Source organism: Pseudomonas cucumis (assembly GCF_030687935.1).
GTDB classification, from domain to species: domain Bacteria; phylum Pseudomonadota; class Gammaproteobacteria; order Pseudomonadales; family Pseudomonadaceae; genus Aquipseudomonas; species Aquipseudomonas cucumis.
In genome coordinates this window covers 3,444,789-3,466,414 of record NZ_CP117454.1, presented here as the reverse complement: position 1 = coordinate 3,466,414, position 21,626 = coordinate 3,444,789, and the positions used below count along the sequence as shown (strand labels likewise).

General features: G+C 56.5%; 17 protein-coding genes. 6 read left to right on the top strand and 11 right to left on the bottom strand.

Annotation, left to right across the window (positions count from 1 at the left end; genetic code table 11):
- Positions 1-3: 3 nt before the first annotated feature.
- From PSH97_RS15705 to rfaH, 10 genes are all read right to left on the bottom strand, one after another.
- Positions 4-711, bottom strand: a complete 708-nt coding sequence (locus tag PSH97_RS15705) for a WecB/TagA/CpsF family glycosyltransferase (protein ID WP_305445724.1) — start codon at positions 709-711, stop codon at positions 4-6.
- Between the two features lie 250 nt (positions 712-961).
- Complete coding sequence (locus tag PSH97_RS15700; RefSeq protein ID WP_305445723.1) at positions 962-2,008, bottom strand: acyltransferase family protein; 1,047 nt, start codon at positions 2,006-2,008, stop codon at positions 962-964.
- A gap of 96 nt (positions 2,009-2,104) precedes the next feature.
- On the bottom strand, positions 2,105-3,577 hold the full coding sequence (locus PSH97_RS15695; RefSeq protein WP_305445722.1) for a family 16 glycosylhydrolase: 1,473 nt from the start codon (positions 3,575-3,577) through the stop codon (positions 2,105-2,107).
- Between the two features lie 121 nt (positions 3,578-3,698).
- On the bottom strand, positions 3,699-4,601 hold the full coding sequence (locus PSH97_RS15690) for a glycosyltransferase family 2 protein (RefSeq protein ID WP_305445721.1): 903 nt from the start codon (positions 4,599-4,601) through the stop codon (positions 3,699-3,701).
- Positions 4,602-4,669: 68 nt separating this feature from the next.
- Entirely contained in the window at positions 4,670-4,822 is a 153-nt protein-coding gene (locus tag PSH97_RS15685) for a hypothetical protein (RefSeq protein WP_305445720.1), read from the bottom strand.
- Between the two features lie 11 nt (positions 4,823-4,833).
- Positions 4,834-6,225 (bottom strand): undecaprenyl-phosphate glucose phosphotransferase, encoded by a 1,392-nt coding sequence (locus tag PSH97_RS15680; RefSeq protein WP_305445719.1) that lies wholly within the window; start codon positions 6,223-6,225, stop codon positions 4,834-4,836.
- Positions 6,226-6,368: 143 nt separating this feature from the next.
- Positions 6,369-8,615 (bottom strand): GumC family protein, encoded by a 2,247-nt coding sequence (locus PSH97_RS15675; protein WP_305445718.1) that lies wholly within the window; start codon positions 8,613-8,615, stop codon positions 6,369-6,371.
- Positions 8,616-8,617: 2 nt separating this feature from the next.
- On the bottom strand, positions 8,618-9,151 hold the full coding sequence (locus tag PSH97_RS15670; RefSeq protein ID WP_305445717.1) for a polysaccharide biosynthesis/export family protein: 534 nt from the start codon (positions 9,149-9,151) through the stop codon (positions 8,618-8,620).
- A gap of 12 nt (positions 9,152-9,163) precedes the next feature.
- Entirely contained in the window at positions 9,164-10,318 is a 1,155-nt protein-coding gene (locus PSH97_RS15665; protein ID WP_305445716.1) for an outer membrane beta-barrel protein, read from the bottom strand.
- A gap of 232 nt (positions 10,319-10,550) precedes the next feature.
- The gene (gene rfaH / locus PSH97_RS15660) at positions 10,551-11,072 is read right to left on the bottom strand and encodes a transcription/translation regulatory transformer protein RfaH (protein WP_305445715.1); all 522 of its coding nucleotides are present in this window, start codon (positions 11,070-11,072) and stop codon (positions 10,551-10,553) included.
- A 721-nt stretch (positions 11,073-11,793) separates the two neighbouring features.
- Between rfaH and PSH97_RS15655 the strand changes: the two genes are divergently transcribed.
- On the top strand, positions 11,794-13,920 hold the full coding sequence (locus PSH97_RS15655; RefSeq protein ID WP_305445714.1) for a TonB-dependent siderophore receptor: 2,127 nt from the start codon (positions 11,794-11,796) through the stop codon (positions 13,918-13,920).
- Between the two features lie 95 nt (positions 13,921-14,015).
- Here PSH97_RS15655 and PSH97_RS15650 read toward each other — a convergent pair whose 3' ends face one another.
- The gene (locus PSH97_RS15650) at positions 14,016-15,482 is read right to left on the bottom strand and encodes an aldehyde dehydrogenase family protein (RefSeq protein ID WP_305445713.1); all 1,467 of its coding nucleotides are present in this window, start codon (positions 15,480-15,482) and stop codon (positions 14,016-14,018) included.
- A 558-nt stretch (positions 15,483-16,040) separates the two neighbouring features.
- Between PSH97_RS15650 and PSH97_RS15645 the strand changes: the two genes are divergently transcribed.
- From PSH97_RS15645 to PSH97_RS15625, 5 genes are all read left to right on the top strand, one after another.
- The gene (locus PSH97_RS15645) at positions 16,041-16,709 is read left to right on the top strand and encodes a haloacid dehalogenase type II (protein WP_205888857.1); all 669 of its coding nucleotides are present in this window, start codon (positions 16,041-16,043) and stop codon (positions 16,707-16,709) included.
- Between the two features lie 36 nt (positions 16,710-16,745).
- Positions 16,746-18,020 carry an NAD(P)/FAD-dependent oxidoreductase gene (locus tag PSH97_RS15640; RefSeq protein ID WP_305445712.1) on the top strand — a complete coding sequence of 425 codons (1,275 nt, stop codon included), beginning with the start codon at positions 16,746-16,748 and terminating at the stop codon, positions 18,018-18,020.
- Between the two features lie 86 nt (positions 18,021-18,106).
- Complete coding sequence (locus PSH97_RS15635) at positions 18,107-19,753, top strand: ABC transporter substrate-binding protein (protein ID WP_305445711.1); 1,647 nt, start codon at positions 18,107-18,109, stop codon at positions 19,751-19,753.
- Between the two features lie 46 nt (positions 19,754-19,799).
- Positions 19,800-20,756 (top strand): ABC transporter permease, encoded by a 957-nt coding sequence (locus PSH97_RS15630; protein ID WP_305445710.1) that lies wholly within the window; start codon positions 19,800-19,802, stop codon positions 20,754-20,756.
- Positions 20,753-21,625: an ABC transporter permease gene (locus PSH97_RS15625; protein ID WP_305445709.1), complete on the top strand. Its 873-nt coding sequence runs from the start codon at positions 20,753-20,755 to the stop codon at positions 21,623-21,625. The genes PSH97_RS15630 and PSH97_RS15625 overlap by 4 nt, the downstream gene beginning before the upstream one ends.
- Position 21,626: the final 1 nt, after the last annotated feature.

The window sequence follows — 21,626 nt, the reverse complement described above, 5'->3', positions numbered from 1 at the left end:
TGCTCAGGGATAAGTGATATTGATGGTCACTTTTCGCCGGATGATCATCACCAACAGATGAACAAAATTGGTCGGGTAATCGATCAGGTAGCGTTTGATGGTGTGCGGTTCGCGGTACATCCGATAGAACGCGCGCAGATGCAGGCGGTTGATCAGCTCAGGGTAATATTGATGAGTAGCCGTGGCCTCTTGGCGAATGAAACCGCCACAGGTAAATGCCACCCCGGTGAAGCCGGCGCGCAGGGCATCCTGCTCGAACTGCTCCTGCAGCCCGGCGCCCAAGCCTACGATGAGGATGTTCGCTTCACTGCGGCAGATGTCTGCCTGGATGCACGCGGCCTGCGCTGCATCGAAATAGCCGTTGTGATGACCGGCAATAATCAGCGCGGGGTAGCGAGCCTTGATCTTGTTGAGGAACAGGTCCAGTTCGGCTTGCCGGGCACCGACAAAATAAAGGCGCTTGCCTTGTTTCTCGGCGCAACTGAACACAGAGTCGGCAATGGACGTGAAGTCGAAGCTGACCCGGCCGATCGTGCGGCCGGTGATGCGCGACATGAAGGTAGACATCAGCATGCCGTCGCAAAAATAGGCGATGGAAGTCGGGTCCCGGTCGAACAGACTGCCGACGGACGCAAAATTAATGAAGGAAAAGGCCTTGTTGGCGTCCAGCAAATTCGGGGTGTAATGCCCGATTAATTCGAGACTGATCATTGCTGACTCCTGAGGTCAGTTGATGGATGAACTCGCGCCTGCTCGAGTTACGCAATAATCAGCTCCGAAAACACGCTTCAAGTTTCCCGGGACTAAATGCGTAACTACGGGTGGAGTTTTAAGTCAGTCAATAGGCAACCTGTCAAATGTCACTAGTCAAAAATATAACCTTCTGTCCAATAACCTGTTCAGACGCTCCAACCATTTGTTTTCGCCCGCTGTTGTGAAGGAGGCACTCTGTCTGGGTTAATCAGTCTCTGACACGGCTGAGGGATAATGAAAGTAATTTTTTGATTTGCCTGGCAATGGGGACTTCTATCTTTTTGTGGATGATATAAGACGCACTTATCATCAAGGCGACGGTGCCCCATAGCAGGATGTGCGGGTTAACAACTGGATAAGCAATATTAAAGATCATAAAGCCGATCATTTGATGTAATAGGTAAAGTGGGTAGGTCAGCGCTCCTAATGTAGTCCAGTTCAATGTCCCTATGGCTGCCGTTCTGTTCGTGGCGATCAAAAAAAACATCATGAAGAACAGGATAATTACGCTGCACACGATCAGAGGATTGAATTCGGTTGAATATTTGGTTTCGAGCGATTCGGCCCATACAATTGAGGTATAGCTGGCTAATGTGAATGCACCTGCCAATAGGAGGATTCGTGTTTTTGTGAATCCCTTGGCCCATATAATGTAGAACGTGGCACCCGCTATGAAGTATGCAGCGTAATCGGTAACTAATATCGCGCGCATCTTTTCAAAAGTGAATGCTTCTGCGATGGCAGAGATGAGTAGCCAGAGTACGAGGTATGTCTCTATTTTTTCTATTTTCTTGAAGCCCAACAGAATGGATATCATTAGGTAGAATTTAATTTCTACAAATAGAGACCAGTAAACGCCGTCTATCGACGGGACGCCCATCAAGTCGCTAAGTAATGTCATGTTAATAATGTATTGATAAAAGCTAGCCGTATATCTTGGCTGTCCGATGGCAAGAGTGATTAGAAAAGTGATGGTGCAGCACACCAGGAAAGCAGGGTAGAGGCGAACGACGCGGGATATAAAAAATACTTTGAGATTATTGCTCGAAGCGGTCATCAGAATGACGAATCCGCTGATCATAAAAAACAGTTCGACGCCTAAATAACCGTATTTAGCAGGCTCAGCCAATAGCGGGTAGGGCATCGTAGACATGTCGCCCCTTGCATACCCGCGAAAAGCATAGTGAAAAATCACTACTGCGAAAGCAGCAAGGAAGCGCAGCAAGTCTAATTCTTTCACTCGGCGCTTGATCATGTCTATGCGCTCCAAACGTGTTGGCGCTGATTGAAAACAGACCACCCTGCCGATTGATATTTGATCCGGGACGAACGTTATAGCGCCGTGTGCGGGCTATTGAGCACGGCGCCACATCTTGACGTAGTCGACGCTGAAGGTGGAGGGCAGGTCAGCATCGTCAACCACGCCGAACCATTTCCACATGGCCTCACTGTCAAAGACGATTTGCATGGGGAAGAAGAAGTGTGTGTTCTTCGATTCCCTGACCAGCACGCCATCGACGTACCAGCGCAAGGTGTCGGGCTGCCAGTCGAAGCCGTAGACATGAAAGGCACTTGCCAGGCGCCAGGGGCTGATCCAGGTGCTGCCGTTGGCGACATGTTCGGTGCTTTGCGGCGTGGCCCACAGGTGGGCGTTCATGTTGTATCGCCGGTCGAAGGCAGCGTCTTTGGTCTTGCCGCCGATTTCGAAGATGTCGATTTCGGTTGCGTTGTCAGCCATGCCCGTCCATGCGAGCCAGAATGCGCTGGAAGCTGCGGAGTTCATGGGTTTGGCATGTGCTTCGTAATATCCGTAGAAGCCGCGTTCAATGGTACGAACCATGGCTGAGGTATAGTCCTTGAAACCGAGCAGAACATACTTCTGCGGCAAGGTTTCCTTGCGAAAGACAATGTTCAGGTTGCCATTGCTGACGGTGGCATTGCCCGGAGTGAAAAGCGCCGGTTTGCGTCCGAGCGATTCGGTCCCTATGGCATTGTTGACGTGCCAGCGCCCGGGGTCGAGGGTGGTGCCATTGAAGTCGTCGGACAGTTTCGTGTTGAGGATCCACTGACCGGCATTGGCCTGATCGGACAGCGGCAGATTGGCGTTGGTCCGGGTCGGCAATGTGCCGAGTGGTCCGACACGGGTCCAGGTATCGGCCTGTAAGGGGATGGCAACTGACCACTTGTCTGCCAGGTACTGAAATGCACGCTGGCGCTCTGCAAGGGAGGCAAACGGACGGTCGTACACCAGCACTTCTGCGATGTCGCCACGAAAGTTTTCGGAACTGCCGACGACATTGCGCCCGACTGCATACGGACCAATCGGCACATCGTAAAGCTCCAGGACGGAAAAGGTCGGCGCATACGCGGTGGTCTGTTGCAGGCTGATGGCGAAATTCGGCAACACGTTATCGTTGTTGGCGGTTTGCGGGCGTGAGCTGAACAACCGTTGCCAGGGATCGACCTGGGCTTGTTCGGGTAATCTACGGGACACGATCAATACCGTCACAGGGCCTTTGGCCGTTCGGATTGTTTTGCCGAGAAACGCCGAAGCGCCGCTGAAACGCACTACCGAATGACCATTCAGGGCGTTTGCCATCCGCTGTGGCTGCAAGGCAGCATCGTCTACTGTGGCGTCATTGGCCTCGCCGGATTTGTCGCTCCAGCGCTGGAGACGGTTCTGCGCATCCAAGGTCATTGTTGAAGCATCGGCCGCGTCCAGCCACAGCACGAGCCCGGTGGTGGGTACACGGGACGGCGCTTGTGCTGCGTTGCAAACAAGCGAAACCGACAGCAGTAATGCCAGCAGACATTCTTTAAGCATCTGTATCACTTCGCCTCAATCGGCGCCGGAATTTCAAATGAAGTCTGATACCCCTGCGGATTACACGACTGCCACCGCCAGGTATCGATGATCATCTGTTCCAAGCCGCGTTGATACCGGCTCAATCAGCGATGGTCGACGCCGTTGCCTTGCGCAATGATCTGGCGTGGGCATAGAGGTAGCGCAAGGTCGGTTTGCCGTTGTCGAAGATCAGTGCTTGCCAGGAATATTCCAGCATTCGCCGGTACACGCCAATCACTTGGGCATGCTCGCCGCGTCGGGAAAATGCATTGAGAAAGTCGGTGTGATTGCCCAGCACGAAATCGATCCGTTGCTTCTTGCTTAGCTGCGCGCCGTAGCGGGCCAGGTACACTTCGATGAACCTGATCTTGTTCTGGTAGTACTTTTTCGGTTGCGCGGTCATGTTGCCGCTGTTGACCGTGCGCTCCAGCAACACCTGTGGCACCGTGTGGATCTCCCAGTGTTCGGCTATTCGGGCCCACATGAAGCGGTCTTCGGAGTAACGCAGGCTGGCATCGAAGCCGCCCAGTTGCATGATCACATCGCGCTTGACCAGCGCGGTGGATACGCCATTGACGACGTTGGCGTGGATGAAATCGTAGAAATGCCTGCCGTTCTTGCGCCGGTTGTCCAGTTGTCGCCTGCCGTCGCTGTAATTGACCTGCGTATAGCAGTCGATTAGCCCCACCGGCCGTCCCTGACTAGTGAGTTCGTCATACAGCGCCAGTTGTAGCTCCAGCTTTTGCGGACAAAATTGGTCATCGGCATCGAGAAACGCCACAAAAGTCTCTTCAGTATGCTGCATTCCATGGTTGCGGGCGCTTGCCTGGCCTTCGTTGGCTTGATGCAACAGCGTCAGGCGAAACGGCGCCGCGAAGTCTTGGACCCGTTGCGGTCCGTCGTCGGTGGAACCATCGTCGACGACGATGACGTGATCGGGCAGTCGGGTTTGCCCGACCAGGGACGCCAGTGTTTGCTCAATGCTGTCGGCGCCGTTGTACATTGGGATCACGACGCACACTGAATGCGGTAAAAGGGGAGCTTGGTCTGACACGGGTGTTTCTCCTTTTGTTATGCCTTGGCCGGGTCGCGCGGTATTGCCCTGCCAGACGGACGCTGTTTCTCGGCGCAACTGAAGACAGAATCGGCAATGGACGTGAAGTCGAAGCTGACCCGGCCGATCGTGCGGCCGGTGATGCGCCCGATCAATTCCAGGTCGATCATTGCCTGACTCCTCAGTAAGTGTCTTTTGAGAACAATGTAAAAGGGGTCTTGACCAGAATCTTGATGTCGAGCCACAGCGACCATTGGTTGATGTAGTTGAGGTCCTGGGCGACGCGCTGCTGCATTTTTTCCAGCGTCTGGGTTTCACCGCGATGCCCGGTGATCTGGGCCAACCCGGTGATTCCCGGCTTGAGGCGATGACGGGCCATGTAGGCGCGAACCTTGCCGGTGTAGTAAATGTTGTGCGTGACCGCATGCGGTCGCGGGCCGACCAGGGCCATTTCGCCGCAGAGCACGTTGAACAGTTGCGGTAGCTCATCGATGGAACTGCGGCGCAAAAAACGCCCAAGCGGGGTGATGCGGCTGTCCTCGCGGGTGGCCTGACGGACTTCGTTGTCGTCGTGCAAACGCATCGATCGGAACTTCCAGACCTTGATCACCTCAGCGTTACAGCCGTAGCGATTTTGTTTGAACAACACCGGGCCGGGCGATGAAAGCTTCACGGCTGCCGCCACGATCAGCAGCAAAGGGCTGAGCACCATAATGGACACGGCGGCCAGGCTACGTTCGAACAGCTCTTTGCAGAGCAGGCTGCCGGGGTGCGAACTGATAAGACTCTCATTGAGGTAGATGGCCGGCATCCGCTCTATTTCCGAAATCGACTGATTGAGCAGCACCATGCCGCCGAAATCAGGGATCCAGACCACGTCGACATTCATGTCCAGCAGGTCGATATACAGCGCTTCAATAAGGGCGGCTTGTGCCATCGGCAAGACGATGTACACGCGGCGTATGCGCAGGCGGGTGATGATTTCGCGAACCTCGTCGATGCGCCCCAGCAACGGCAAAACGCTCGGTGCCGGGCCGGTATGTTCGGCGGTCGCGATAAAACCCACTAGCGGCACGCGATTGCGCCGGGACAGTTTTCTCGCCAGCGTATGTGCGGTCGGACACGTCCCGATGATCACTGCGCGGCGCTCGTTGCAGAGCTTGTGCGAATGCAGTCGGGCCAGGTAATGCAGGGGCAAAAAGCTCGCCGCCTGGACCAGGTAACCCAATACGGCCCAGACGATGATCACCTGACGCGAGAAAATCACGCTGGTCTGGGTGACGAAGGCAATGCTGATCAGAACAGCCAGCAAAATCATCCAGGCCACCAGCAGCCGAGCGAGCCCGGACAACCACTCATGACGCTTGTGGTAAACCTGCATGACGCTGTAGATCGGCACCGAACCGAGAACGGTGAGAATCATCAGAACGCGGTATTCACTGGTCAGGCTGCCGACGCGCCAATACACAAGCAACATCAGCAGCATGTTGACCAGACTGAGAGCGCACAGCCATTGGCCCCAGAAGGTCAGACCTCGACGGCGCGTCATTTGAGCGGTGTAGAGCGATGTCATCGGCGCAACCTCCGGGCATGGGTTGGACTTCGGCGCCCAATACTGCACGCCCTCGTTCCCGCACGCTGGTATAGCTCGACTGGGATGAAGCAGCTTTTGGTAGATGTTTGGGAGGGGACTACGGGTGAGACAGGCGCAAGGTTCTACCGGGACATGTAGTCGTAGTTCTGAAACGTATCGGAATGGCTGTAGCCCTGTTTGCGTGCCTTGCTCAGGTCAACCTGGTTAAGCACCACACCGAACACCGGCGCATGACTCTGCTGCAGTATCGCAAGGCACTTCTGTACCTGGCTGACAGGCGTGCTTTCGGCCTTGATCACGTAGATCACCGCGTCCGAATGCTTGGCCAGCAACAGTGCATCGCTGACCATTTGTGCTGGCGGGGAGTCGATGATGATGCGTTGATACCGCGACTTCAGCGCCTCAAGCATGGGGGCAAGGCGCGACGAACCGAGCAGATCCAGCGGTGGTGGCGACAATTTCCCGGCCGGCAGCATGTCGAGATTGCCGACAGTCCGGATACAGTCCTCGAGCCGCGCAGTGCCCGCCAGAACGTTGGCCAACCCCGGTGCGTCTGCCGGGAAATCGAAGTTGAGCGAAAGGCTGGGTCTGCGCATATCGGCGTCGATCAACAGGACACGCTCGAGCATTGTGAGCGAGTACGCCAGGTTGTTGGCGATAGTGCTTTTGCCTTCTTCGGCCATGGTCGAGGCAACGAGTACCACCTGTGACGACGTATCGCCGCTGTGCAACATCAACCAGGTGCGCAAGTTGCGTATGGTCTCGCAAAAACGCGGATGGTTGTTGTCGTCGAACAGTCGCGCGAGTTGCCGGCGGCTTTTCCTCGTGACCAGCGGCACCACGCTGAGCAGGGGAACGTCGAGCGTCCTTTCGATTGCTTCGTCGGTCTTGAAGGTTTTGTTCAGGGTTTCCGATAGCAATGCCAGCGCTACGCCGATCAGCGCAGACACGACGGCGACAATCGCCAGAATCAGTGTTTTACGCGGCTTGCTAGGTTCCAGAGGAACAATCGCAGGGTCGACGATGCGTGCTTTGGTGGAGTCCATGTCGGACGTGGCCGCGGTTTCCTTTAAACGGGTGACGAAGGTTTCATACAGCGCGCGGCTGCTGTCGACTTCACGCTGGAACTCACGCAGTTGAAACTCCTTGCGCGAAATGTCCTGTATTTGTGCCTTGTTGCTGTTGAATGATTGACGCAATGAGTTTTCGCTGGCTCGGGCTAGCTGGTAATCCTGTTCGATGCTGGCCACTACCTGTCGAACCTGCAGACGCAAGCTTTCGGTGGCCATTCGCAACTCGGCGCGAGCGGCGACAAGGGTCGGATGTTTTGGACCGTAGCGCCCGGACATTTCTTCGACCTTGGCTTGAGCCTTGGCTTGTTGTGCCTGGAACTTCTGCACCAAAGGATTACTCAAGACGGCCGGCACACTTGAGAGTTTGCTCAGGTTGCCATTGCTCAAGGTCTGGACCTGGCGGAACCGGCTCTCGGCCTCTGCCAGGTTACGGCGGGCATCGATCATGCGGTTGCCGGTCATTTCCAGTTCATTGGCGCTGATGGTGGCGACACCGCCGACGTCGACCAGGCCTTGCGCTTCCCGATAGGCCTGAAGTTTGTTTTCGGCACTGCGCAGGTTATTGCGCAACTCGATCAGGCGTGAGTTCATCCAGCTGGTGTTGGTCTGCGAGGACTTCAGGCTGTTGTCGAACTGACTATCGATGAAGCCTTGGGCAATCGCATTAGCGGTAGCGGCAGCCAAACCTGGGTCGGGCAACTCCACTTCAATGTTGATCAACTGGCTTTTGCCGACGAATTTGACGCTGGTTCGCCGCATGAGGTTCTGCGTGACTTGATTGAAGATCTCGGCTTCGGAGGGCATTACCTCGATGGGTGTCAAACGGCCCAGCACTGGCAGCCATTGGCCAAGCTCAAGCGTTGCCAACCATTTGCGTGGCGCAAACCATGACTGCGGTTGCTGGCGTGGATCGGTCACCGGATGGGTGGTGAGGTTCAGTTTTCTTACCGCGCGTTCGGCCAGATCCCGCGATTGCAGGAGTGCCAGTTGCGTCTGCAAATAATCGACGGTACCGGCGCTCGAATCCGTGACTTGCTGGAAGGCCAACAATGGTGGCGTTTTCTCTTTGATCAGCAACGTGGTGCTGCCGATGTACTGCGAGGGAATGAATGACAGCGTGGCCATCGCCAACGCACAGCCAAGCAGTATCAGCCAGCCGATTTTCCAATGGGCGCGCCAGATCACCCTCCAGTATTTGAGCAGGTCAATGGTGTCCTTGTCCTCGCTGTACTGCTGATGCTGCGGCACATGCGGCTGGATCGGACGTTCGACATATATGCTAGGGCTGTTGTCCATGATTAGAAAAAGCCTTGTGCAATGGATATGGTGTCACCGGGGGCGATGGCAGTGCTGCGCGTGACCTTGTCGGTCAGTGGTGGGGAGCCATCGCCGCGCACGATGGTCACCCGCTTGATCGAGGCTCGTTCGGTCAGGCCGCCGCCCAGGGCGATGGCTTTCTCCAGTGTCAGCCCGGGTTCGAACGGATAGCTGCCGGGTTTCTGTACCTCGCCATTGATGTAGAACGAGCGGTAGGCGATCAGGTTGAGGCTGACCTTGGGATCGACCAGATAACCTTGCTTGAGGCCGTCGACGATGACCTTTTCTACCTGCTGGGGCGTGAGTCCCTTGGCGGCAATTTCACCCAGGAATGGATAGGAAAACATCCCGGCATCGTTGAGACGGATTTTCTCGAAGCTCAGATCCCGCTCACCGAACACGGTGATGCGCAATACATCGCCGGCTGCCAGTTTGTACTGGGCGCCGGTGTCTGCTGCAAAAGTCACGGGCAACAGCCACGGCACGAACAACAAGACAAGCATTCGCGAGTTCATGGGGAAACCTCTTTAGAGACTTACGTTGAAGCTGAGCAAGAAGATGTTGCGTTCAAAACTCTGATTGTCGGCATCGGAGTCATCGTTGCGGTAGCGATAGCCCAGCTCGATATCCAGCCAGCGGCGCATTGCGTATTCCACGGCAAGGTTGTAGTCACGAAGGTCATCGGTGCGGTCCTGCCCTTCGTATTCGTAACGGCCCAGTCCGACTTCGGCCACTGTGGTGATGCGTTCGGTCCAGCCATGACGCCAGCCGACCAGAGCAGTGGTGGTCTTGACGGCATCAGCACCGTCGTCGCCCTCGGCCATGGCTTGGCGGGCAACAAACGAGAACGTCGAATAGGTTCGTGGTTTCCATCGCAGATCCACCTGCCAGGTCGGGTTACTGAGGTCATCGACACTGCTGTCATCGAAGTTCTTGCGCTCATAACCAACACGGACTTTACCGGTGGTGCGCGCGGTGAAGTCCCATTCGGCACCGGCGAGGACCGCATCGGATGTGCTGTTGAGACGGTTGTTGGACCGGTAATCAAAGTCGGTATGGTCGTATTCCAGCAATCCACGTGTGTTGCTGCCGATGCGGTGGTACCAAGTGGTAGTCAGGCCAGTGGTATCGCGCTCTTTGTCGTCGTTGATGCCGCCTGAATTGCCGTAGCGAAGTTGAGCGTAACTGGCGCCCAGATCGATCTGATTGGCAGCGCTCCTGGCGCCGAAGGTATAGAGGCCATTGACGCGGTTACTGCGAATCTTGTCATTGATGCCATCGACCGCGGTCGACGTCGTACGCTCGTATTTACGTGCTTCCGCTTCAAGTTTCAGTCGATGGCGGTCGGTGAATTCCATGATGGTGTTGAGGCGCAGGCGTTGTGCGGTATTCGAAGCATCCGAGTCGTCATGATAAATGTACCGGGTAGGCTGCCAGATAAGTCGGGTGGCACTGTTGCGGTCTTCAGCCTTGAGTTCGAAAGTGGGCGCCACTTTGGTCACCATGGAAGACTGCGCCCGCTCCAGTTCGCGAAAGTTGTCGTCATAACTTTCTGAAAACAACAGGGTAGGGGTGAAGTCGAACCCATAAATATCAATGGACTGGGGATCAAGACTCCAGGCCGTTCCGGGACATAAGTACATCATGATCAGTGCGAAAGGGCCGCGGGTCTTGAGGGTCATATCATTGCTCCTGGGGGGTGAGTTCAATGACTATAGACCGGAAAAACAGTGGGTGAATGTGGTTGTGTAATACCGGTAGCTATCAATAATTTATTCATGGGGGAGGAGTTTCTAAGTTCAATTAATAACTGGGCGGAGTGCAATAATTCAAAAGAGTACTAGCGGTAACAGAAATATAGTTGGAGCTGTACCGGTTGTTGCAAAGTGCTAGTTAAAAAAGACAATGATTCATTTATAAATGAGGCCGGGGTCGCTCAATGTCAGTCAATGGCACCCGAACCTGATGTTCTCTATTCAAGAAATGTAGAAGAATCATGACTCGCTCATCACCTAACGTGCTCAGGAAAACACCTTCAAGTGTTGACAGTGGTCCTCGGGTTATTTGCAGCGTTTCCCCAGGCTTGAATGGTTGGGGTGTGTGCAATTCTAGTGGTTTGAAACACCGGGTACGCAGATGTTCGATAACGTCGTCCGGGACCGTTGCCGGGCCTTGATTGAAATCGACGATGCGGCTGACTCCGCGGGTAGAGCGCAAGGGCGCCCATTTATCGTCACGGCTCAGCTGAATGAAAAGGTACCCCGGGAAGAGAGATTCAAGCGATTGATGGGGTTTGCCGTGAATCAGGCGCTCGCTAATAATTTGCGGGCAAAATATAATGTAGTTTTGTCGCAATAAATTGATTTGTGCCCGTTCATCCTGACGCGGCTTGCATTGTAAAAGATACCAGCTGGCACCTCGGGTACTCGTCAGCATTCTGGCAAGCTCCGGAATATGGGTTAAGCATGTCTGTTCGCGCATTAGCAATGCCACTGCGCTTCCAATGAACTCTTTAGAGAATGTGGAATCGCGAAAGTGTTAAGTCACTGGAACAGGTGTATCAATAATGAAGCATGTAATCACAATGACAAAAAGGTTGAGTCAATAATCTGGCGCGCGCCCCGACTAGTGCGGGAAGGTTTATCTTGCAGGGGCTGCGTTTAATCAAAACTCTTGATCGAAAGTGTAAACGTTACTTAACGCTATAAGTGATATTGCCGCGTCATCAGAGGAGGGAGGTTCTTTACGATGGCCAAAGCTACCGCAGGGTCCGAACGCTCGGTCCTTTGGAAAACAAGCACTTTCGATCGTGAACTTAACGCAGGGGGACGACGTATATCTATTAATGGAGTTACATCTTTGGTTATACGTGGACCCTCTTATGTATCGACCACTCCAGACGGCCTGTCAAATGTCACCAGTCAAAAATATAGCCTTCTGTCCAATAATCTATTAAGGCGTTTCAACCGATTGTTTTAACAGGTGATTTTTTTTGACGCACGCAGGGCACTGGCTGAAAGAGAACACCGACAGACAATACCCAAACCTGCCGATGTGGTGGATCAAGAGCGCGCGGATGGCCGTCAAGGGTATTTACTGAAAATAGATCGCACAATACAATGAGAATCGTTATTACTAACTCATCGAGTGCGACGTCTTGAGCCAGCCCCACCCCTCTGCCCGCCGCAAGGTCTTCATGAAACACGCGTTGCCAACACTCTCCTGCGTTATGTTTGCCAGTCCACTGTGGGCACAGCAAGCCCTCGAACTGCCGACCACGGATATTCAGGCAAGCCGCGTCAGCCGAGACACGAGCTACACCACCTCTCAAGCCAGTACGGCGAGCAAAAGCAATGTGCCGATCAAGGAAGAGGCGCAATCGATCAATGTGGTCACCCAGCAGACTCTGGCCGACTATCAGGTGCGTTCGCTGGCCGACGCCATGAAGTTCGTCAGCGGCGTCAGCCAGGGCAACACCCTGGGCGGTTCCCGGGACTCGCTGGTCAAGCGCGGTTTCGGCACTAACGATGACGGCTCGATCCTGCGCGATGGCGTGCGCTCCAATCTGGGGCACAACTTCAGCGCCACGACGGATCGTGTCGAAGTGCTCAAAGGGCCTGCTTCGATGCTTTACGGCGCGCTGGAGCCTGGCGGATTGATCAACGTGATCAGCAAAAAGCCTGAATACACCCGGAGCACAACCCTGAGCGGCTCGGCCTATAGCGAAGGCGGCGGCACCCTGGCGGTGGATACCACCGGGCCGATGGGAGATACGGGCCTGGCCTATCGCCTGATTGCTGAACGTGGCCATGAAGATTACTGGCGCAACTACGGCGTGAATGAGAGCACGTTGGTTGCACCATCGCTGACCTGGACCGGCGACCGCGCCAGCCTGACCTTGAGCTACGAATACAACGATTATTCCAGTCCCTTCGACCGTGGCACCGTGTTCACCAACGGTCACCCGGCAGACATCGACTACGACAAGCGCCTCGACGAAAAATGGGCCAAAAGCGTCGGTATCCGTGAACTGGCCACCGCGCGTTTCGACTATCAGCTGAGTGATGATTGGAAAACCCGCGTTACCTACGGCTGGAACAACGACCGCTACAGCCTCTCGATTGCCCAGCCGAATTCGTTGACCGGCAACAATCTGCGACGTGCTGCCAACGGCGCTCACTACGATGATGAGACCCGTTACGCCAGTTGGGATTTCATCGGCCAGCAGGAACTGTTCGGCCAACGCCATGACCTGCTGGTCGGCGCGGACACCGAAGCGTCCGACCAATTCCGCGGCAAAACCTACCGTAATACCGCACGGTCAGGCTTCGACATTACATCGCCGGTTTATGGTCGTCTGGCCGAGCCCAGTCTCGTCAGCGCCGCTCAAAGCGACTTGAGCAACCAGCTGACCTCCAGCTCGGTGTACTTCAAGGATAACTGGCACCTCGATGACCGCTGGATCCTGGCCCTCGGCGGTCGTCAGCAGCATTACGATCAGTACAGCGATCAGGGCCGCGGCAGCAGCTACACCGTCAACCGCGACGATAACGGCGATGCCTTCGTGCCGTTTCTGGGCCTTGTCTACAAAGCCACCGATAGCTTGTCGCTGTACGGCAACTACAGCCGTTCGTTCAAGCCCAATACCGAGGTCGACGATGCTGGCCACACCTTCGATCCGGAGGAGGGGCGCAGCTACGAAGTCGGCGCGAAGTACGATCCGCTGCCGGGGTTGAACATCAACCTTGCGCTGTTCGACATCGTCAAGAAAAACGTCGTGACCAGCCAGACGGTCAGTGGTGTCAGCCTCTCGGAGGCGGCGGGCAAGGTCGGTTCGCAGGGCCTGGAGCTGGACATCACCGGGCGTGTGGCCGAGCGCTGGGACCTGATCGGCACCTACGCTTACACCCACACGGTAATTCTCGACGATCCGGATGACGAAGGTCACCGCCTCGCCAATGCGCCGAAGCACACCGCCAGCCTGTACCTCACGCACCACCTGAACATCCCTGCGGAGTTCGGTGCCTGGCACACCGGTGCTGGCGCGCGTTACGTCGGCGAGCGTGCGGCAAACAACGCCAACGATTTCTGGCTGAGTAGCTACACCGTGGCCGATGCCTTCGTGCGTTGGGAATCGCCGGTGTTCGGGTACAAGACTTCGCTGCAATTCAATGTCGACAACCTGTTCGACAAACAGTACTACCCGTCTTCCACCGGCAGCCAGCTGCAGGTCAATGTCGGCGAGCCGCGCACGGCACGCCTCAGCGCCAGTGTGACATTCTGATCGTACTGACTTGACGCGCTGCCCCGTTTCGCTGGTTTGTACCGGGCGGAACGGGGGCGCCTCCGTTCTTCATGTAATCCCCGAAGAAGTCTCTATCAGTCTCCGCCAAACCCAACGATTGCTTTGGTTTCCAGGTACTCCTCGAAACCGTAGACACCATACTCACGACCATTACCAGATCGCTTGTAGCCGCCGAATGGCGCCATTGGATCCCAGGCAGGGTAATTCAGGTGCACTTGTCCGGCGCGGATACGAGAGGCAACGGCACGCGCAAGATCAAGGTTCTGAGCCTGAACATGGGCGCCCAGCCCATAGACCGTGTCGTTTGCGATAGCGATCGCCTCATCGACTGTCTCATACGGGATGATGCACAGCACTGGACCAAAAATTTCTTCCTGGGCGATCCGCATGGCGGAATCGACCTCGGAGAAAACAGTTGGTCGGGTGTAGAAGCCCTTTTCATAACCCTGTACGCGTCCGGGGCCGCCGCAAACGAGTTTTGCGCCCTCATTCAGGCCGGCTTCGATCATTGCTTGCACGCGATTGAACTGGGCTTCATTGGCAATCGGACCGAGTACCGTCTCTTCCGAACGCGGATCACCCACGATAATCGCATTGGCGGTTGCAGCAGCCAGCGATTCGACCTCCGCCAGCCTGTCCTTGGGAACGATCATTCTTGTCGGGGCGCTGCACGATTGTCCGACGTTGCGAAACGCAGACATCACGCCCAGCGGGACGGCTTTGGCGAAATCAGCGTCGGGAAGCAATAGATTCGGCGACTTGCCTCCCAGCTCTTGCGTGACGCGTTTCACCGTTTGGGCGGCCGCCTGGGCGACCAGCGCGCCCGCGCGGTTTGAGCCGGTAATCGAAATCATATCGATATCAGGGTGCGCCGCCATGGCTGCGCCGACCTCGGAACCACTTCCATTCACCAGGTTGAACACGCCCCGTGGAAGGCCTGCATCATGCACCAGTTGTGCAAAGAGAAGGGCGCTCAGAGGCGACAGTTCGCTGGGTTTCAAGACCACTGTGCAGCCGGCAGCAATAGCTGGGGCGACTTTCGCAGTGATTTGATAAAGCGGCCAGTTCCACGGAGTAATGAGAGCGCAGACGCCTATGGGTTCGCGTTCAATCGCGGTGCCGCCTTCAACCGTTTGGAAACGATAGGTGGACAGCAAATCACGCGCGACTCGTACATGTTCGGCTGCAAGAGGCACTTGCATGGCCCGTGCGGAACCGATGGCAGCGCCCATTTCGAGAGAGATCGCCTGGGCAAGCACTTCTTTTCGTTCAAGGATGAGGTCATAGATCTTTCCAAGGAAAAGCGCGCGCGATTCTGCCGAGGTGGAAGACCAACCAGCAAATGCTGCACGAGCCGCAGCGACCGCCCGATCAACATCCTCGGCGGACCCTTGCGCGACGTGCGCAACAACCTCTTCAGTTGCCGGATTGACCACCGGCAAACTGGCCGGGATTGCCGGGGAAGACCAACAGCCGTTGATATAAAACGTGTGAGACGTTTGCGGATCGACGCTGTGGCTATTTAAAGATTGTGTTGTCATCCAATTAGCTCCCTTAGAACGGTAATAGGCACTGCGAGCAGCAGAGGGCGGGCTGTCTTGCGACCTTGCAAGGCTGCCGAGTCTTCTCAATAAGCTAACAAAGCAGGCCAGACGAAATATGCCGTTCTTTAAGGTTGCAAAGGACAATCTGCTGTATCTGCCGGGCTAACTTTGCACCAACGTAACTTGACTCGTTTTACGTCAGTAACCCGTCTGATAAAGCCTCTTGCTGACGGTTAGCCGATAGCTTTTGGTAACCAGAGCAAACTGCTTGATTGCGCCACTTGATTGCGGTTGTGCAGGGCTCGTCAGCGCACCATAACTGCCCGAAAAGGCGTAAAAACAGAGGTGAAACGCCCGAGTCTGGAGCGTTCCGCAAAGTCTGCTGAGCGAGCCCTGCAAAACGGTGGTTTGTACCAAGCTGCCTGCACATTTAACGATTTATGCATGGTCTCATGATGTTGTAATGAATTCGTGATGCAGCGTTGCCCCGATGCTTCTCGAACGGAGTAACTGCTTGCCCCGTCATGACCTCAACCATCATTAAGGACTGCACTCATGAGCTTTCTTCGACCCAAGTTTATTACCTTTGACTGCTACGGCACGTTGACCAACTTCCAAATGGGAAACATGACGCGCGAGCTGTTCGCCGATCGTGTCCCAGCCGGGCAAATGGATCAGTTCGTCAAGGACTTTTCCGCCTATCGTCTGGATCAGGTGATGGGTGACTGGCGGCCGTATGATGAGATTATCAAGACCTCTCTGGCGCGGGTCTGCAAGCGTTGGGGCATCGAGTACAAAGGCGAAGGCCAGCTCTATTACGACGCCGTACCGACGTGGGGTCCGCATGCCGACGTACCGGCTGGCCTGGCGAAAATCGCCGACAAGATTCCGCTGGTCATTTTCTCCAACGCGATGGACGAGCAGATCATGTCCAACGTCGACAAGCTCGGCGCGCCTTTCCATAAAGTCTTCACTGCCCAGCAAGCCCAGGCCTACAAGCCGCGTCTGGCTGCCTTCGAGTTCATGCTCGATAACCTCGGCTGCGGGCCGGAGGACGTTCTGCATGTGTCTTCGAGCTTCCGTTATGACCTGATGCCGGCCGACGACATGAAGATCAAGAACAAAGCCTTCGTTGCCCGTGGTCACGAACAGCCTGGAAACGCCTGCTACAGCTACCACCAGATCCCCGATATTGGTGGTTTGGCCGGGTTGGTCGGTCTCTGAGTCTCAGGGCACTCTTCAAGGTAAAAGGGGTTAGACATGGGCAGTGAGTCCTATTGGCTCGATACCGCACCGGCATTCACCGGTGCCCAGCTCGGTGCGTTGCCCGGGCAGGTCGATGTGGCCATCGTTGGTGGTGGTCTCACCGGCCTGGCGGCGTCCCGGGCCCTGGCCTTGAAGGGGGCCAGTGTGGTGGTGCTGGAAGCCGGAAGGGTGATTGGCGAAGCTTCCGGGCGCAACGGCGGTCAGTGCAACACCGGCGTTGCCCAGGACTATGCGGCACTCAGCGCCAGCCTCGGCGCTGATAAAGCGCGAGCCTATTACCTGGCCTATGAAAGCGCCGTGCAGAGCGTCGTTTCGTTGGTGGAGCAGGAGCAGATTGCCTGTGACCTCAAACGCAATGGCAAGCTCAAGCTGGCTGCCAAACCGATGCATTACGAAGGTCTGGCGCGCACCTGCGAATTGATTCGGCGGGAGGTCGATGCCGAGGTCGAGTTGCTCTCTGCGCAAGAGGTCCGTGCTGAAGTCAATTCGGCCCAGTTCCATGGAGGCTTGCTGCAGCGTAACGGCGTGCAAATGCATGTCGGGCGCTTCGGTGTCGGGCTGGCCGAGGCGGCCGCACGTCACGGTGCGTTGATCTATCAAGGTACACCGGTGACGGACTGGAAAGCCCGTGCCGGCGGCTATCAGGTCAATACCACCAAGGGTTCGTTGCACGCCAAACAGGTCCTGCTGGCTACAGGCACGTGCCAGCAGGGTGGATTGGGTTGGTATCGGCGGCGGATCGTGCCGGTGGGCAGTTTCGTGATCGCCACCGAGGTGCTGCCACAGGCCCTGATCGACAGCTTGCTGCCGGCACGGCGTTCCTATGTCACCAGCCGCATGATCGGTAACTACTTCCGCCTGACGCCGGACAACCGTTTGCTGTTTGGCGGTCGTGCGCGGTTTGCCATGTCTGACAGCGTTTCCGACGCCAAGAGCGGCAAAGTGTTGCAAGCGGCGATGGTGCAGATGTTCCCGCAGTTGGCTGGCGTGAAAATCGACTATTGCTGGGGTGGGTTGGTGGACATGACCTCCGATCGGTTGCCCCGGGCCGGCCAGCATGGAGGGGTTTATTACTCCATGGGCTACAGCGGTCATGGGGTACAGATGTCGGTGCACATGGGGCAAGTCATGGCCGAGGTCATGGCCGGCAAGGTCGAAGCCAATCCCTGGCGCGAACTCGACTGGCCGGCCATTCCCGGGCATTTCGGCAAGCCCTGGTTCCTGCCTCTGGTAGGGGCGTATTACCGCCTGCAGGACTACCTACACTGAGTTCAAGGTATTTGCTTTACGTTTCAACCACACACGATTAATCGCGAGCACTCGAGCCTTATCATTTTTCGAAAGGTAGAACTGACATGACTGACAACAAAAACAGTATCGACTCCCAGTTGATCACAGGGAAAGAAAGTCTGCGCATTTTCGAAGGGCTCAATCGCGGCATGTCACGCCGCAATGCATTGCAAATGCTGGGGTTGGCAGGGGTGGCCGTCGCGGGCGCCGGCAGCCTGTTCGGCGCCGCCGGCAAGCTGTTTGCCGAGGATGAAGCCGCAAGCCCTGGCAAAGGCAAGCCCGGCGGTCGTATCCGCGTCGCAGGCTCATCCAGCTCCACCGCCGATACGCTGGACCCGGCCAAAGGCTCATCGTCCACCGACTATGTGCGCCATTACATGTTCTACAACGGTCTGACGCGTTTCGACAGCCATATGGTGCCGCAACTGGAGTTGGCCGAGCGTATCGACACCACTGACGCCACGCTCTGGGTGATTACTCTGCGCAAGGAAGTGGTCTTCCACAACGGCAAGCCTCTGACAGCGGCCGACGTGGTGTTTTCTCTGTTGCGGCACAAGGATCCAATCACCGGTTCCAAGGTCCTGCCGCTGGCGTCGCAGTTCGCCGAAGTCAAGGCCAACGGCACCCATGAAGTGCAGATACAACTGAGCGGCCCCAATGCTGAACTGCCGTCGGTTCTTGCCATCTCTCACATGCTGATCGTTCCCGAGGGTACGAGCGATTTCAGCCAGGGCATTGGCACCGGCCCGTTCAAGGCCAAGGAGTTCAAACCCGGGGTGCGTTCGATTGGTGTGCGCAATACCAATTACTGGAAACCCGGCTTGCCGTATCTGGACGAGATCGAATTTATCGGCATTGCCGACGAGTCGTCACGGATCAACGCACTGTTGTCGGGCGACGTACACATCGTCAACGAAGTTAACCCGCGTTCAACGGTTCGTATCAAGGCCAGCACCAAGCATCGGGTCGTGGACTCGCCGTCGGGTAACTACACCGACCTGATCATTCGTCAGGACCAGCTGCCAGGCAAAAGCCCGGAGTTCACCGAGGCCATGAAATTGCTGCTGGACCGGGAACAGATCAAGTCGGCGATATTCCGTGGTTTCGCCAGGGTCGGCAACGATCACCCGATCGCACCCGGTGCGCGCTTCTACAACGCCGACCTGCCACAACGTGCCTACGACCCGGAAAAAGCCAAGTTCCTGCTCAAAAAGGCCGGCATGGAAAACATCACCATGCCGCTGATGTGCTCGCCCGCCGCAACCGGTTCGGTGGATATCGCCGTGCTGCTGCAGCAGTCGGCCAAACAGGCCGGGCTCAAGCTCGACGTCAACCGCCTGCCGAGCGATGGCTACTGGTCTAACCACTGGGCGAAACATCCGATCAGCTTCGGCAACATCAACCCGCGGCCCAATGCCGACATGCTTTTCTCGCAGTTCTTCCAGTCCAGCGCGCCATGGAACGAATCGGGCTGGAAGAACGATCAGTTCGACCAGTTGCTGATACAGGCCCGCGGTGAAACCGACGAGGTCAAGCGCGGCAAGATGTACGCAGACATGCAAACCCTGGTGCATCAGCACAGCGGTATCGGCGTGCCGGTGTTCATCAGCAACATCGATGGCGCCGACCAGCGCGTCAAAGGCTATGGCACCAACCCTCTAGGCGGTTTCATGGGCTACATGTTTGCCGAGCAGATCTGGCTGGACGCTTGATGGAAGTCGGGTTTTTGCTGCAGCGATATTGCATGAGGATAGGGTGATGAATAGCAACACACTTTGGTTGATCGGCCGGCGCCTGGGCGCGGCGATCGTGACCTTGTTGATTGTGTCCATGGTGGTTTTCGCCATCACGGCGGTGCTGCCGGGGGACGCGGCGCAACAGTCTCTGGGGCAGTTCGCCACGCCGGAACAAGTGGCAGCCTTGCGCCTGAAAATGGGGCTGGATCAGCCCGGTGTGTTGCGTTACCTGCACTGGTTGATGAACCTGCTTAGCGGTGACATGGGGCTGTCGGTATCCAACGCCATGCCGGTCAGTGACTTGATGGCCGGGCGGCTGCCCAACACTCTGATGCTGGCGGGCGCCACGGCGCTGGTATCAGTGCCGGTGGCGCTGATCCTCGGCATCGGTTCAGCCATGGGCCGGGGCGGGCGCATCGACAGTGTCCTCAGCTTTTTCACCTTGACCATGGTGGCGGTGCCGGAGTTTCTGGTCGCGACCCTGGCGGTGCTGATTTTTGCGGTGAACCTGGGCTGGTTGTCGGCGCTGTCCTACGCCAGTGACATCACGTCACCCTGGCAATTCATGCGCACTTACGCGTTGCCGGTGATGACGTTGTGCTGCGTGATTGTCGCGCAAATGGCGCGTATGACTCGAGCGGCGGTGATCGACCAGCTCGACAGTCCTTACGTGGAAATGGCCCGGCTCAAAGGCGTGAGCAAGATGCGGATCGTCCTGCGCCATGCCTTGCCCAATGCCATCGGGCCGATTGCCAATGCCATCGCCCTGAGCCTGTCCTATCTGTTGGGTGGGGTGGTGATCGTCGAGACGATCTTCAACTACCCCGGCATCGCCAGCCTGATGGTCGATGCCGTGACCAACCGCGACATGGCACTGGTTCAAGCCTGCACCATGTTGTTTTGTACGGCGTATCTGACGTTGGTGCTGATTGCCGACCTGTGCGCGATTCTTTCCAATCCGAGGCTGAGAAATCAATGAACAATCTCATTGTGAAATCGCCGGCTACTTCCAAATTGGCGCTGGGCAAGGTTTCCCACGGATCGTCCTGGCTCGGTCTGATCGGTGCAGCGATGTGTGTGATCTGGTTGCTGGTGGCCATCTTCGGCCCGTGGCTGGCGCCACATCCGGTGGGGGAAGTGGTCTCTGATAATGTCTTCGACAACCTGAGCGCGGCGTACCCATTCGGCACCGATTACCTGGGCCGCGACATGCTCAGCCGGATCCTCGTCGGCGCACGATTCACCGTCGGCCTGGCGTTGATTGCCGCGGTGTTGGCCAGCGGTCTGGGGACCAGCTTTGCGTTGCTGTCGGTGGTTTCACCAAAGTGGCTGGATGAGTTGATCAGTCGCCTGATGGACGCCTTCATTTCGATCCCGAGCAAGATGCTGGCGCTGATCATGGTCTCGGCCTTCGGCTCCTCGGTCACTTTGCTGATCTGCACGGCGGTATTGAGCTTCACCCCGGGCGCGTTCCGTATCGCCCGCAGCATGGCGGTGAACATCGAAGCGCTGGAGTACGTGCAAGTGGCCCGTACTCGTGGCGAGCGTCGGCTGTATGTGGCTTGCGTGGAAATTCTGCCGAATATGCTCAACCCGGTACTGGCAGACCTGGGGCTGCGCTTCGGTTTCATCGTGTTGCTGCTCAGCGGCATGAGCTTCCTGGGCCTGGGTGTGCAACCACCGGATGCCGACCTCGGGTCGCTGGTGCGCGAGAACATCGGCGGCCTCAATCAGGGCGCGCCTGCCATCGTGATTCCGGCGTTGGCCATCGGCACCCTGACCATCGGTGTGAATCTGTTTATCGACCGGTTTTCATCGCGACGTAGTCGACGTTCGGGAGGTCATTGAA